The sequence below is a fragment of the Pseudoalteromonas aliena genome (assembly GCF_038155085.1).
Lineage (GTDB): Bacteria > Pseudomonadota > Gammaproteobacteria > Enterobacterales > Alteromonadaceae > Pseudoalteromonas > Pseudoalteromonas aliena_A.
On the sequence record NZ_JBAKAU010000001.1, the window covers coordinates 399324 to 413052 of the forward strand.

Annotated in this window: 13 protein-coding genes; 11 read left to right on the forward strand and 2 right to left on the reverse strand. The window is 39.4% G+C overall.

Going from position 1 to position 13729, the window contains the following annotated elements:
• Positions 1-43 precede the first annotated feature (43 nt).
• The 8 genes from serC to pyrF all read left to right on the forward strand — a co-directional run bounded on the left by serC (position 44) and on the right by pyrF (position 7529).
• Complete coding sequence (gene serC, locus V6260_RS01835) at positions 44-1126, forward strand: 3-phosphoserine/phosphohydroxythreonine transaminase (RefSeq protein ID WP_341592401.1); 1083 nt, start codon at positions 44-46, stop codon at positions 1124-1126.
• Positions 1126-2403, forward strand: a complete 1278-nt coding sequence (aroA, locus tag V6260_RS01840) for a 3-phosphoshikimate 1-carboxyvinyltransferase (protein ID WP_341592403.1) — start codon at positions 1126-1128, stop codon at positions 2401-2403. The genes serC and aroA overlap by 1 nt, the downstream gene beginning before the upstream one ends.
• A 107-nt stretch (positions 2404-2510) precedes the next feature.
• Positions 2511-3221 (forward strand): (d)CMP kinase, encoded by a 711-nt coding sequence (gene cmk, locus V6260_RS01845; protein ID WP_341592404.1) that lies wholly within the window; start codon positions 2511-2513, stop codon positions 3219-3221.
• Positions 3222-3316: 95 nt separating this feature from the next.
• On the forward strand, positions 3317-4984 hold the full coding sequence (gene rpsA, locus V6260_RS01850; RefSeq protein WP_058549119.1) for a 30S ribosomal protein S1: 1668 nt from the start codon (positions 3317-3319) through the stop codon (positions 4982-4984).
• Between the two features lie 66 nt (positions 4985-5050).
• Positions 5051-5338, forward strand: coding sequence for an integration host factor subunit beta (ihfB, locus tag V6260_RS01855; RefSeq protein WP_007583054.1), 288 nt, complete (start codon positions 5051-5053; stop codon positions 5336-5338).
• Positions 5339-5359: 21 nt separating this feature from the next.
• On the forward strand, positions 5360-5641 hold the full coding sequence (locus tag V6260_RS01860; RefSeq protein WP_341592405.1) for a LapA family protein: 282 nt from the start codon (positions 5360-5362) through the stop codon (positions 5639-5641).
• Positions 5642-5643: 2 nt separating this feature from the next.
• Complete coding sequence (lapB, locus tag V6260_RS01865) at positions 5644-6780, forward strand: lipopolysaccharide assembly protein LapB (protein WP_341592406.1); 1137 nt, start codon at positions 5644-5646, stop codon at positions 6778-6780.
• 44 nt (positions 6781-6824) lie between these two features.
• Positions 6825-7529 (forward strand): orotidine-5'-phosphate decarboxylase, encoded by a 705-nt coding sequence (gene pyrF, locus V6260_RS01870; protein ID WP_341592407.1) that lies wholly within the window; start codon positions 6825-6827, stop codon positions 7527-7529.
• Between the two features lie 43 nt (positions 7530-7572).
• On the opposite strand, the gene V6260_RS01875 is transcribed toward pyrF, so the two are convergent.
• A complete protein-coding gene (locus tag V6260_RS01875) occupies positions 7573-8403 on the reverse strand; it encodes a CvfB family protein (RefSeq protein WP_341592408.1) in 831 nt (276 codons plus the stop codon).
• Between the two features lie 2 nt (positions 8404-8405).
• On the reverse strand, positions 8406-9734 hold the full coding sequence (locus V6260_RS01880) for a DEAD/DEAH box helicase (RefSeq protein ID WP_341592409.1): 1329 nt from the start codon (positions 9732-9734) through the stop codon (positions 8406-8408).
• Between the two features lie 208 nt (positions 9735-9942).
• Here V6260_RS01880 and V6260_RS01885 point away from each other — a divergent pair, with 208 nt between their 5' ends.
• The 3 genes from V6260_RS01885 to V6260_RS01895 all read left to right on the forward strand — a co-directional run bounded on the left by V6260_RS01885 (position 9943) and on the right by V6260_RS01895 (position 13707).
• Positions 9943-10950 carry a rhodanese-related sulfurtransferase gene (locus V6260_RS01885; protein ID WP_341592410.1) on the forward strand — a complete coding sequence of 336 codons (1008 nt, stop codon included), beginning with the start codon at positions 9943-9945 and terminating at the stop codon, positions 10948-10950.
• A 147-nt stretch (positions 10951-11097) separates the two neighbouring features.
• Entirely contained in the window at positions 11098-12993 is a 1896-nt protein-coding gene (locus tag V6260_RS01890; RefSeq protein WP_341592411.1) for a DUF294 nucleotidyltransferase-like domain-containing protein, read from the forward strand.
• A gap of 3 nt (positions 12994-12996) precedes the next feature.
• A complete protein-coding gene (locus tag V6260_RS01895; protein WP_341592412.1) occupies positions 12997-13707 on the forward strand; it encodes a 3'-5' exonuclease in 711 nt (236 codons plus the stop codon).
• Positions 13708-13729 lie beyond the last annotated feature (22 nt).

Below are 13729 nucleotides of genomic sequence, written 5' to 3' on the forward strand. Positions count from 1 at the left end.
TATTTATGCTCAGTAGTTAAATTACTGGAATGAGGCAAAGGTAATGAGTAAATACAATTTTTGTGCGGGGCCAGCTATGCTTCCGCAAGCGGTTATGCAAAAAGCACAAAAAGAATTCTTAGATTGGCAAGATTTAGGTGTGTCTGTGATGGAAATAAGCCATCGCAGTAAAGACTTTTTAGCGCTTACAGCTAAATGCGAAGCCAGCCTTCGTCGATTAATGAACATTAGCGATGAGTTTGAAGTGCTATTTATGCACGGTGGTGGTCGCGGTCAATTTAGCGCCGTCCCTCTAAACTTGCACCAAGAAGGTAAAGCTGCGGTTTATTGCGAAAATGGTGTGTGGTCAAAAAGTGCGAGAGATGAGGCGAGTAAATTCACTCAAACGACTTTTACTGATGTACGTAATGATGCTGATGGTGAGTTTTCAATAAAACAAGTAGCTGACTGGGATTTACCAGCAGATGCAGCGTACATTCACTATTGTCCAAACGAAACCGTTGATGGCTTAGAGATTTTTGAAGTACCAACACACCCAACGGCGCCAATTGTTGCTGATATGTCGTCAACTATTTTATCGCGCGAAATAGACGTTAATAAATTTGATTTAATTTATGCCGGCGCACAAAAGAATATTGGTCCATCGGGTATATCAATCGTTATTGTACGTAAAACATTACTAGAGCGTGAAGGCTTACCAAAACCTGGTATTTTAGATTACGCACTTGAAGCAAAGCAGGGTAGCATGTTTAACACTCCACCTACTTTTGCATGGTATTTAGCTGCAGAAGTATTTGAATGGCTTGAAAGTAATGGCGGCGTTAAAGCAATGGAAGCGCAAAATATTGCAAAAGCGCAGTTACTTTATGATTTTATTGATGAGTCTTCTTTTTATACCAATAAAGTAGCTAAGCATTGTCGTTCACGAATGAATGTTCCATTTTGGCTTAACGATGAAAGCTTAAATAAAAAATTTGTGTCGCAATCTAAAGACGCAGGTTTGTTAGCACTTGAGGGGCACAGAATTGTGGGCGGTATGCGTGCAAGTATTTATAACGCAATGCCGCTTGAAGGTGTTCAGGCGCTTGTGGATTTTATGGCTAACTTTGCAAAGGAGAATAGCTAATGGAGCAACTTCGCTTAGAGCCTATTTCTCGTGTAAATGGCACAGTCACTTTACCTGGGTCAAAAAGCTTATCAAACCGTATTTTATTATTAGCAGCACTTGCTAATGGAACAACCGTTGTAGAGAACTTACTTGATAGTGATGATATTCGTCATATGCTGGGGGCTTTAAAGCTTTTAGGTGTAGATGTAACACTTAATGAAGAGCGCACCGTAGCGACTGTAACTGGTGTGGGTGGTGTTTTCAAAACACCTAGCGAGCCTTTATTTTTAGGTAATGCGGGGACTGCATATCGCCCTTTAACAGCAGTGCTTGCTGCAGTTAGTGGCGAATATGAGTTAATAGGTGAGCCTCGCATGGAAGAGCGACCAATAGGGCACTTAGTTGATGCACTGCAAGCACTAGGCGGTGAAGTTTCTTACACTAAACATAAAGATTATCCACCACTTAAAATAGTCGGTGGGCAGATAAATGGTGGTGAAGTTGAAATTGACGGCAGTATTTCAAGTCAATTTTTAACTGCACTACTAATGGCTGCTCCTTTATTTAGTGGTGATACACAGATAACAATAAAAGGTACTTTAGTCTCTAAGCCTTATATTGATATTACTTTAGGTGTTATGGCCCGTTTTGGAATTAATGTTCAGCACAGTGATTATGCAACTTTTAACGTTAAAGGTGGTCAACAGTATCAATCAATCGAGCGTATTATGGTTGAAGGTGATGCATCGTCGGCGTCTTATTTTGTTGCAGCAGCAGCGATTGCTGGTGGCGAGATAGAAATTAAAGGTGTTGGCGCTAAATCGGTTCAAGGTGATATTGGCTTTGCTAAAGTAATGGAGCAGGTTGGCGCTAAAATTGATTGGTATGATGAGCGTTTAGTTGTTCGCAAAGGCGAGCTTAATGGTGTTGATATTGATGCAAATGCAATTCCTGATGCAGCAATGACCCTTGCAACTGTTGCTTTGTTTGCTAAAGGTAAAACCGCTATTCGTAATATTTATAACTGGCGTGTAAAAGAAACAGATCGTTTATATGCAATGGCTACCGAGCTTCGTAAAGTCGGTGCGCATGTAGTAGAAGGCGAAGATTTTATAGAAATCACACCACCAGAAACATTTAATGATGTAGCTATTGATACTTATGACGATCACCGTATTGCTATGTGTTTTTCAATGGTTGCCGTAGGCGGCAAGCCTATAACTATTAATGATCCTAAGTGTACTTATAAAACATTTCCTACTTTTTTCAATGTTTTAGCGTCGGTGAGTGAATAGTACGTTCATAACTATTTATAAAAAGTTACACACTTATAGCAGATATATTTTAATAACTGACGTATAATGTCGCGGTTTATTTAGGTGTGCATTGCAGGAGGTTTTAAATGCAGGCGTTATTAATGCCCGTGATCACCGTTGATGGCCCAAGTGGTTCAGGTAAAGGAACTGTTTGTCGCTTGTTAGCCGACAAGTTAGGATGGGATGTGTTAGATAGCGGTGCGATTTATCGTGTTTTATCTTTAGCTGCACTTCATCACCAAATCGCACTAGACAATGAAGAAGGGTTAGTCCCGCTTGCTGCAAACTTAGATGTACAGTTTTTGGTAGATAGCCAAACTAATGCAGGAAAAGTTATTTTAGAAGGCGAAGACGTAACAACCACTATTCGTAATGAGGAAGTGGGGGCTGCAGCATCAAAAGTGGCTGCTTTACCTCGCGTTCGTGAAGCCCTATTACGTCGTCAGCGTGCGTTTCGCACTGAAAATGGCTTAATCGCCGATGGCAGAGATATGGGCACTGTGGTATTTCAAGATGCGCCATTAAAAATATATTTAACTGCTAGTGCAGAAGAACGTGCTCGTAGACGCTTTGTTGAGTTGAATGAGCGTGGCCATGATGTTACACTTAGTGGTCTATTACAGGACATTCAAGCTCGTGATGAGCGCGATATGAATCGTGCAGTCGCGCCGCTTGTACCTGCAGAAGATGCTATTGAGATAGACACTAGCGAGCTTAATGCTCAGCAAGTGTTTGATAAAGTTAAAACTTTAGTTGATATTGCAATATCTGAAGGTAAGCTTCCTAAACGAAGCTAAACATATTTTATGCGCCAGCAGGATGCCAGTGCTATTTTAACAACCCCATGCAGCATGGTTGCTTATTGGTATTAATATATGAGACGTATATTCGTATGTCAGAAAATTTTGCGCAGTTATTTGAAGAAAGCTTAAAGGGTTTTGAAGCAGAGCAAGGCTCTATTGTTAAAGGTACAGTAATCTCTATCGAGAATAACATTGTACTTGTAGATGCTGGTCTTAAATCAGAAAGTGCTATCCCTGCAGAGCAGTTCAAAAATGCTGCTGGTGAACTAGAAGTTGCTGTAGGCGACGAAGTAGATGTTGCACTAGATGCAATTGAAGACGGTTTCGGTGAAACTATCCTTTCTCGTGAGAAAGCGAAGCGTCACGAAGCGTGGATCCGTCTTGAGAAAGCATGTGAAGAGCAAGAAACTGTTACTGGTGTTATCAACGGTAAAGTTAAAGGCGGTTTCACAGTTGAAGTTGATTCAATCCGTGCTTTCCTACCTGGTTCACTTGTTGATGTTCGTCCAGTACGTGACACAACTCACCTTGAAGGCAAAGAGCTTGAATTTAAAGTAATCAAGCTTGATCAAAAACGTAACAACGTTGTTGTTTCACGTCGTGCAGTTATCGAATCTGAAAACTCACAAGAACGTGAAGAGCTTCTTGCTAACCTTGTTGAAGGCCAAGAAGTTAAAGGTATCGTTAAGAACCTTACTGACTACGGTGCATTCGTTGATCTTGGTGGTGTTGATGGTCTACTACACATTACAGATATGGCTTGGAAGCGTGTTAAGCACCCTTCAGAGATCGTTAATGTTGGTGACGAAATCGCAGTTAAAGTTCTTAAATTCGACAAAGATAAAACTCGTGTATCTCTAGGCCTTAAACAGCTTGGTGAAGATCCATGGGCAGCTATCGCTGGTCGTTACCCAGAAGGTTCTAAACTTTCTGGTCGTGTAACTAACCTTACTGATTACGGTTGCTTCGTAGAAATCGAAGAAGGCGTTGAAGGTCTAGTACACGTTTCTGAAATGGATTGGACTAACAAGAACATCCATCCTTCTAAAGTTGTAAGCCTTGGCGACAACGTTGAAGTTATGGTTCTTGAAATCGACGAAGAACGTCGTCGTATTTCTCTTGGTCTTAAGCAATGTATTGCTAATCCTTGGCAGGAATTTGCTCGTCTTCAAAATAAAGGCGACCAAGTTACTGGTAAGATCAAATCAATCACTGACTTCGGTATCTTTATCGGTCTTGACGGTGGTATTGATGGTCTTGTACACCTTTCAGATATTTCTTGGAATACACCTGGCGAAGAAGCTGTACGTGAATTCAAGAAAGGCGACGAAATCACTGCTATCGTATTGCAAGTTGATCCAGAGCGTGAACGTATCTCTCTAGGTGTTAAGCAAATCGAAGCTGACCCATTCAATAACTACCTTGATGCAAACAAGAAAGGTGCTATTGTTAAAGGTAAAGTGACTGAAGTTGATGCGAAAGGCGCAACTGTTGAACTTATCGAAGGCGTTGAAGGTTACATCCGTGTAGCTGATATCGCTCAAGAGCGCGTTGAAGATGCAACTACTGTTGTTTCTGTAGGCGACGAGATTGAAGTTAAATACGTTGGTGTTGATCGTAAGAACCGCACTTTAAGCTTATCAGTTAAAGCTCTTTTCGAAGCAGAAGAGAAAGAAGTACTTGAGAAGCTTAAGAAAGAAGAGCCAGTGTTTGAAAACGCAATGGCAGCTGCTTTCGCAAATGCACAAAAAGACTAATATATAATTAGTTTTTAGTTGGAAGGGCATTTTTGCCCTTCCTATATCTCTTTTTAAGGAAACGCTATGACTAAGTCAGAATTGATAGAAACACTTGCGGAACAACACGCACACGTTCCAGTGAAAGATGTTGAGAATGCTGTAAAAGAAATTCTTGAACAAATGGCCGGCTCATTATCTACTTCAGATCGTATTGAGATCAGAGGTTTTGGTAGTTTCTCTTTGCATTTCCGCGCTCCTCGCACAGGTCGTAATCCTAAGACTGGCGATACAGTTGAGCTTGAAGGAAAACATGTACCTCATTTTAAACCAGGCAAAGAATTACGTGATCGCGTAAATGAAAGCATTGCCTAGTTAACTTAGTGGAGTAGTTACTTGTTCAAGGTATTAAAAATTATTCTGGTTGCACTATGCCTCATTAGTGCATTTGTATTAGGGTCACAAAATCCCCAGTTAGTACAAGTAAATTACATTATTGCCAGTAATACATTACCTTTAGCTGTAATAATAAGTATCTGCTTTTTATTAGGTGTTTTGATTGGTTGTTTTATTAGCTTTAAATTGTTTTCGCAATTAAAGTGGCAAAATTACCGCTTAAAAAAGCAATTAGCGCCTGAAAAAGATAAAAAAAAGCTTGCCGCGAATAAAGACTCCTAACTATGATTGAGCTTTTGTTTTTACTATTACCTGTTGCCGCTGGTTACGGTTGGATTATGGGTAAAAACAGTGCTAAGAACCAAGCTCATCAACTCAATCGTCAGATTACTTCTGAATATAGCAAGGGCTTAAAATTTTTACTCGATAGAGAAGAAGATCAGGGTTTAGAGCATCTAATTAATTTATTAGAGGTTGCCGCTGACTCCGTTGAGCACTATTCTACACTCGCTACAATGTTTCGTCGTCGAGGCGAATTAGATCGCGCAATAAAAATCCACGAACTTCTTTTAAAACACCCGAGCTTAAGTGAAAAAGAATCAGCGACTACGCGTTTAGAACTTGCTGAAGATTATATCATGGCGGGATTACTTGACAGTGCTGAAGAGCATTTAGTTTGTTTAGTTAAAGCAGGGCATGTAGAAGCGCTAGACCCTATTATCACTTTATATTCGCAAACTCGTGAGTGGGAAAAAGGCATCAACATGTTTGAAGCCCATAACGAACTATTTTCAAAAGAACAACAGTTTAAAGCTATTAGTAATTTTTATTGTGAGTCAGCTCTAAGTGATAATACACCCCAACTAATGCGTAAAGCGATTAGCTTAAATTATAAAGCCGTACGTCCGCTTTACGAGTTAGGATTAGTTGCTTATGCAAAGGAAGATTACGTTAAAGCAATTTATTACTGGCGCGAGCTAGTATCTCAATTCACTTTATTTGCTCCATTATTCATTGATGAATTAGCCCATAGTTATAGACAATTAAATTTAACGCATCAATTTCACGAGTTAGTCAGTGACTTGTTAGAGAAGGGCGGTGTGCTAATAAAAATAAAACACTGTCAGGCTTTACTTGATCAAGGACAAACGAAACAAGCATTTGAATTTTTAACTGATAGCTTAAAGCGAGAGCCAACTATTCGTGGCTTTAGCTTTTTATTACAGTTAATGGGTAATCAAAATAAAAATACCAAAGAGGTACTTGAGCAAATTGATAAGCTTGTAACGTCTTATATAGCAACAAAACCTGATTTTCAGTGTCAGCATTGTGGCTTTACAAGTTATACTATATATTGGAATTGCCCTTCTTGTAAGCATTGGGAAACCATTGTACCAAGTCGAGGCTTAGACGGATTTTAATAACCCCATAATTAATAACGTTATTGCCATTCACTAGGATAGTTATGTCTTTCGAACCCTCAAAAAAAATTCTTATTGCATTAGATTATGATTCACAAGAAGATGCGCTTAACTTTGTAAAACAATTATCCCCTGATACTTGTCGCCTCAAAGTCGGCAAAGAAATGTTTACTTATTTTGGACCTAGTTTCGTTAAACAGTTAGTAGAGCTAGGCTTTGATGTTTTCCTAGATTTAAAGTTTCACGATATTCCTAATACCGTCGCTAAAGCGGTCACTGCAGCTGCCAAAATGGGAGTATGGATGGTAAATGTTCATGCTTCTGGTGGTGTTGAAATGATGAACAAAGCGAAACTAGCATTAGAGAAGTTTGGTGACAAAGCACCATTACTCATTGCTGTTACTGTTCTAACTAGTATGGATGAAATTGAGCTTAAACGTTTAGGAGTTGATAAGTCTGCTCAAGAACAGGTTATACATTTAGCTAAGCTAGCAAAAAAAGCGGGTCTTGATGGTGTAGTTTGTTCCGCACAAGAGGCTAAAGTATTAAAAGCTGAACTTGGAGCGAGCTTTAAGCTTGTTACACCTGGAATTCGCCCCGCTGGTAGTGAGTCTGGTGATCAAAAACGTATTATGACACCTGAGCAGGCTATTTATGCCGGCAGTGATTATTTGGTTATTGGGCGCCCCATAACCCAAGCAGAAGATCCTGTTAGTGTCCTGAACAATATTAATCAATCTATAAGTTAAATTTTAAAAGCGTTTAGTATTTGATATTAAACGCTTTAGGTTATTATTTAAGGCGAATGGATTTCGCTTCGATATCTATTAACTCTTGTTTAAATAATCCACCAATTGCTTTTTTATAATTAGCCTTACTTGTAGAAAACATCTTTTTTATTGCTTCAGGATCAGACTTATCACCAAGTGGAATAACACCGCCTTCGTTTTTAAGTTTTTGCATAATAGTTTCACCAAGGTCACTTACTTTACCCATGCCTGGCTTTTCTAGGACAACATCAATTTTTCCGTCTTCACGTACTTTTTGAATAAATCCTTTAAGCTTTTGACCTACAAATAAACTTTTAAATACCATATTGTAAAAAACAACACCGAAATGCGATTCTTCAATTAATACTTTGTAGCCAATATCTGTTTTGCCAGCAACAATTAAATCCACTTCTTGTAAGTGAGTATATTGCGGCTCATCTTTTGATAAAAAGCGATTAAAGTTGTTTGATGCACAAATACGTTGGCTTGCATTATCAAGGTACAAACGTACTAAATAAGAATGGCCTTCTTGCATGCGTGGTTTTTGTTCATTAAAAGGTGCAAGTACATCTTTCTCAAGCCCCCAATCTAAAAATGCTCCAATACTATTTATTTCTTTAACGCGAAGCAGGGCATACTCGCCAACTTGAGCATGTGGTTTCTTTATTGTTGCTGTGGCTAAATTAGCATTGTCTAAAAAGATAAATACACTGATACTATCACCTGCTTCAAGCTCATGTTTTATTTCTTGTTTTGGTAAAAATACTTCACCTAAATCATGGCCGTCTAAGTAAGCACCTTCGTTACTCACTTCTTTTACAAATAATGTTTGTGTGGTTCCTAGGTAACTCATAATTATTCCTGCTCAGGTTTTTTTTTGCGGCGCATTGGTGTATCGCCATCAATGTTCATCGGTGCTTTAATTGGCGCTGTAGGCTTTTTAGGTTTAGCTTTGCGCTTAAATGCAGGCTTTTTAACCGCGGCGGTTTTTTCTTTAGATTTGTCCCACGCTGCCTCAGTTTTTTTCTCTTTTAAACCTTTAAACTTAGCTTTTAAGCTCTCTACGCTCGCAAATTTTAATTCGTCATTTAAAAATGCTTTAATAGCTAAATAACTTGCCCAATCTTTTGGGCCAACTAATGAAATTGCATTCCCTTTAAAGCCAGCACGTCCTGTACGACCTATGCGGTGTACATACTCTTCGGCGTGTTTTGGTAAATCAAAGTTAATAACGTGCGTTACGCTTAGTAAATCTAAACCACGAGATGCAACGTCGGTGGTGATCAATATTTTAAAGTTTTCGCGACTAAACGAATCCATGATATCTAAACGTTTGTTTTGCGTTAAATCACCAGCAAGCGCTACAGATTTGAAGCCTTTAGCATTAAGCGCTTCACTTAAACGGCTCGTGTCAGAACGCGTTGCTGTGAAGATAATACATTGACCAACATTATCTTGGTTTAAAAAGTGCTCTAATAGCGCTTCTTTATGATCAAGGTGATCGGCAAGGTATAACGTTTGTTTAATATCGCTATGTTGCTCATTTGCTGCGCTTAGAGTAATTTGCTTTGGCTTTTTTAATAGGTTGCGTGATAGTGCATCTACTTGTGCATGGTCAAGTGTTGCAGAAAACAATAATGTTTGACGTAAACGGTGGTTAGCTTGCTCGTTAATCATTTTTAACTGCTCGGTAAAGCCTAAATCTAAAATACGATCGGCTTCATCAAAAATTAGCAGTTCTAGTCCACTCAATTGCAATGAGCGTTTTGTAATGTGATCAGCTAAACGCCCAGGTGTAGCTACTACGAATTGTGGGTCGTTTCTAAGTGCTTTTATTTGGTCATTGAAGTTTTCGCCGCCAAGTATTTTTACTGCCTTTATGGCTGTGCCTGCAATTAATAGACGCAGCTGAGTAAATACTTGCGTAGCAAGCTCACGTGTAGGAGCAACAATAAGTACACGAGGATCGCGTTTGCTGAGTGCTTTTTGTTTCATAACCCTTTGTACAGCAGGTAATAAAAACGCCAAGGTTTTGCCCGACCCAGTTTTAGACTGAGCGAAAATGTCATGCCCTGCAAGTGCGGTAGGCACTGCATGCGCTTGAATATCGGTGGGCTGGGTGATCCCTTGATGTGCTAATTGTGTTTCAAGGCGTGTATCAATCCCAAGATCAGTAAACTGCAATGTGTGTTTCTCCAAAATGAGCAAATTAACTCTATAAATTTATTAGTGCATTATAACTTACACAGCTAGGTCGCTAACAGTAAAAACCAATCTATAGCGCTATTTTTTGCAATTAAACTAAAAAAGCGTAAAATACGCGCCCCATATGCGCCGGATTTACGATTCGGTAAACGCCAATATTGGCTAACAAGGCAAAATAGGAAATACAATGACTGTTGTTGATAAAAATAATGTAACGGGCGATCACTTTGTAGTATGTGCGCTGTATAAGTTTGTAGGTTTACCTGAATTTGAAGCTATCCGTAACCCATTACTAGAAGTGATGGAAGCAAATGAAGTACGCGGTACTTTATTGCTCGCTGCGGAAGGTATAAACGGTACTGTTTCTGCAAAACGCGAAGGGATAGATAACTTATTAGCATGGCTAGATGAGCAACCAAATTTAAAAAACATCGTTACAAAAGAATCTTACGACGATGAATGTCCGTTTTACCGCACCAAAGTAAAACTAAAAAAAGAAATTGTAACTATGGGTGTTGAAAGTGTAGATCCGCTAAAAGTTGTGGGTAGTTATGTTAAGCCAAATGAGTGGAACGCACTTATATCTGACCCTGAAGTAATTTTAATTGATACACGTAATGATTACGAAATTGAAATTGGTACATTTCAAAATGCGGTCGATCCAAATACCAAAACCTTTCGCGAATTTCCACAGTGGGCAAAAGAAAACTTAGACCCTGAAAAACACAAAAAAGTGGCTATGTTTTGTACCGGCGGTATCCGCTGCGAAAAGTCGACAGCCTACATGAAAGAGCAAGGTTTCGATGAAGTTTATCACCTTGAAGGCGGTATTTTAAAATACCTAGAAGAAGTACCAAAAGAAGAAACCATGTGGAAAGGCGAATGTTTTGTATTTGATAATCGCGTTGCGGTTGATCATGACCTACAAAAAGGGTCATACGATCAGTGTCATGCGTGTCGTATGCCAATTACAGAAGACGAAAAGTTAAAGCCTGAGTACATGGAAGGCGTCTCTTGTCATCATTGCATTGAAGAGGTAACAGATGAACAACGCGCACGCTTTGCAGAGCGCCAAAAGCAAATAGAATTAGCGCAAGCCCGTGGTGAAGGCCATATTGGTAATGAGGCACAAGCTGTTTTACAGCAACGTAAAGAAGCCAAAAAAGCCCAAAAAGACGCCCAGCGCGGTAAATAAATTTTACAATAAGTATTACATTTAAAGAGTCTATTTAGGCTCTTTTTTTGTGCCCCAAATTATGCAGTAATTGTTTTCACACCCCGGTGATAGTGTTAATCTGCGAAATAGATTTAGTCATTTAAATGCGCATACAGGAAGGGATTTATGCAAGCCGAACAAGTGGAAATCGCACAATTTTTAGCACAACATCCTCCTTTTGATGACTTACCTCAAAAAGCACTTAATGAGCTAGCTCAACAAGTAGAAGTTGCTTATTTTAGAGCAAAAACAGATATTTTAAGTTTTGGACAAGACATATCTGATTTGTATGTAATTAGAAGTGGTTCTGTAGAAATGTATCGTCGAAATGGTGAGCTTTATAACCGCTTATCAATAGGTGGTATATTCGGGCAGATGGGATTGTTAATGAACCGCAAGGTGCGCTTTCCTGCAGCGGCTCTTGAAGATACGCTGGTTTACTGCATAAATGTTGACCTATTTGATCGTTATTGCGATGAGTTTGATGTATTTGCTGATTACTTTGAAACAGATGGTAACGTGCGTTTACATCAAGCTATCGTCGAGCAAGCCGATGGCAATGACCTGACAACCGCGAAGGTAAAATCATTAATTCACAGAGATGTAGTCACCGTAGATGCAACCTCTACAATACAAGATATCGCTAAATTAATGACCGAAGAGGCGGTATCGTCAGTGTTGGTTACCGATGTGAATAAACCAATAAATGATGACCCAGAAGAAGATGACGGACAGGTTGTTGGTATAATAACCGATAGGGATTTACGCACTAAAGTAGTGGCTAAAGGGCTTGCCTTTAACACGCAAGCAAAAGACATCATGTCCACTAACTTAGTACTTTTAGATGCTAATGACTATATTTTTGAAGCTGTATTGGCCATGCTTAGAGATAACTTACACCATTTGCCAGTAGTACAAAAAAGACGCCCAATCGGAGTTATCTCTCTATCTGATATTTTACGCTATGAATCTCAAAGCAGCTTGTTACTTGTGCGCGGCATACTGGCTCAACAGACAATAGAGGATTTGGCGCATTATGCGCGCCAATTGCCCAATGTGTTTGTCCGTATGGTTAATGAAGACGCAAACTCACACATGGTTGGTACAGCCATGGCTGTTATAGGGCGTACATTTAAACAAAGATTACTTGTATTAGCAGAAGAAAAGTTTGGGCGACCTCCAGTGCCTTACTGTTTTATTGCTTTGGGCTCAATGGCTCGTGATGAGCAACTTATTGTAACTGATCAAGATAACGCACTTATTTTAGATGACAGTTACGACGACGAGAAACATAACGAATATTTCCAAAATATTGCTGATTTCGTTTGTGATGGCTTAGCGCAGTGTGGTTACACTTACTGTGATGGAGAGATTATGGCGTCGTTTAAAAAGTGGCGAAAAACTCGTTCACAGTGGTTCGATCAATTTGCAGATTGGATAGCGCAGCCAAAACCACAAGCACTACTTAATAGCTCTATATTTTTTGACTTAGATGGTGTGGGGGGTAAAACCAAGTGGGCCGACGAACTTAGAATATTTATAGCAAAACAAAGTAAAGTAAATCGCGTATTTTTAGCTAATATGGCAGCAAATGCTAGAAATAGAACACCTCCGCTTGGTTTCTTTAAAGGCTTTGTAATGGAGCATAATGGCCAACATAAGCGTTCAATGAACTTAAAGCGAAGAGGGACTGCACCTCTTTCTGATGTTATTCGTGTGCACGCGTTAGCTATTGGTTCGCGTAAACAAAATTCGTTTGAACGGCTAGAAGATATTATCGAAGCTAAACTTTTACCACAGGGTAAAGCGCAAGATTTACGTGACGCACTTGAGTATATTGCCATGATGCGAATTCGCCATCAAGCGTGGCAAATAGAGAAGGGCGAGGAGCCCGATAACGACTTAGACCCACATTTACTTTCTCCTTTTGAACAACGAAACTTAAAAGAGGCATTCGCGATTCTAGAAAAAGCACAAAGCTATTTAAAATTTAGCTACACAGCAAACTCTGGTGTGAAGTAGCTTATGAATCCGCGTAATCATAAAGCAATTGATTGGCAGGCTAGGTATAACGAGCTTGCCAATAGCACCAAAAATAAACTCTTAAAACACTTCTATGCTGGTGCTTATAATCAAGACAAAGCTGCAATAAAAGACGTACCTTTTGTAGCAATGGATTTTGAAACAACAGGTTTAAATAGCCAAAACGACGATATAGTGAGTGTTGGTTTAGTGCCGTTCAATTTAAAGCGTATCTATTGTAAGTACAGTCGGGATTGGGTTGTGCAGCCTAGGCGAAACCTTCATGAAGAGTCTATTTTAATACATGGAATAACGCACTCTGAGGTGGACGACGCCCCTGACTTTAGTCAAATTATAGAGCCTTTACTCGAAGCACTCAGTGGTAAAGTTGTCGTGGTGCATTATGCCGCAATAGAACGTCACTTTTTAAATAATGCTTTATTGTTAAGGCTTAAAGAAGGTATTGAGTTTGCACTTGTTGACACAATGGAAATAGAAAAAAGAGCATTAAGAGCAAGACAAGGGTTATTAGGGCGATTGTTTAACACAAAATTAGGTTCTCTTAGGCTAACAGATTGCCGTGCGCGTTATTCCCTACCTGCATATCAAAATCATAATGCGTTAACGGATGCACTTGCTACTGCAGAACTTTTACAAGCGCAGCTGAGTTATCATTATCGTGTAGACACGCCCATCTCAGAGCTGTGGCTCTAGCTTTTAATCACCAAACAAAAAA

What these genes read in the sequence shown, in the direction of transcription:
- serC (WP_341592401.1), top strand. Translation starts at nt 44, where the DNA reads ATGAGTAAATACAATTTTTGTGCGGGGCCAGCTATGCTTCCGCAAGCG.
- aroA (WP_341592403.1), top strand. Translation starts at nt 1,126, where the DNA reads ATGGAGCAACTTCGCTTAGAGCCTATTTCTCGTGTAAATGGCACAGTC.
- cmk (WP_341592404.1), top strand. Translation starts at nt 2,511, where the DNA reads ATGCAGGCGTTATTAATGCCCGTGATCACCGTTGATGGCCCAAGTGGT.
- rpsA (WP_058549119.1), top strand. Translation starts at nt 3,317, where the DNA reads ATGTCAGAAAATTTTGCGCAGTTATTTGAAGAAAGCTTAAAGGGTTTT.
- ihfB (WP_007583054.1), top strand. Translation starts at nt 5,051, where the DNA reads ATGACTAAGTCAGAATTGATAGAAACACTTGCGGAACAACACGCACAC.
- lapB (WP_341592406.1), top strand. Translation starts at nt 5,644, where the DNA reads ATGATTGAGCTTTTGTTTTTACTATTACCTGTTGCCGCTGGTTACGGT.
- pyrF (WP_341592407.1), top strand. Translation starts at nt 6,825, where the DNA reads ATGTCTTTCGAACCCTCAAAAAAAATTCTTATTGCATTAGATTATGAT.
- V6260_RS01875 (WP_341592408.1), bottom strand. Translation starts at nt 8,403, where the DNA reads ATGAGTTACCTAGGAACCACACAAACATTATTTGTAAAAGAAGTGAGT.
- V6260_RS01885 (WP_341592410.1), top strand. Translation starts at nt 9,943, where the DNA reads ATGACTGTTGTTGATAAAAATAATGTAACGGGCGATCACTTTGTAGTA.
- V6260_RS01890 (WP_341592411.1), top strand. Translation starts at nt 11,098, where the DNA reads ATGCAAGCCGAACAAGTGGAAATCGCACAATTTTTAGCACAACATCCT.
- V6260_RS01895 (WP_341592412.1), top strand. Translation starts at nt 12,997, where the DNA reads ATGAATCCGCGTAATCATAAAGCAATTGATTGGCAGGCTAGGTATAAC.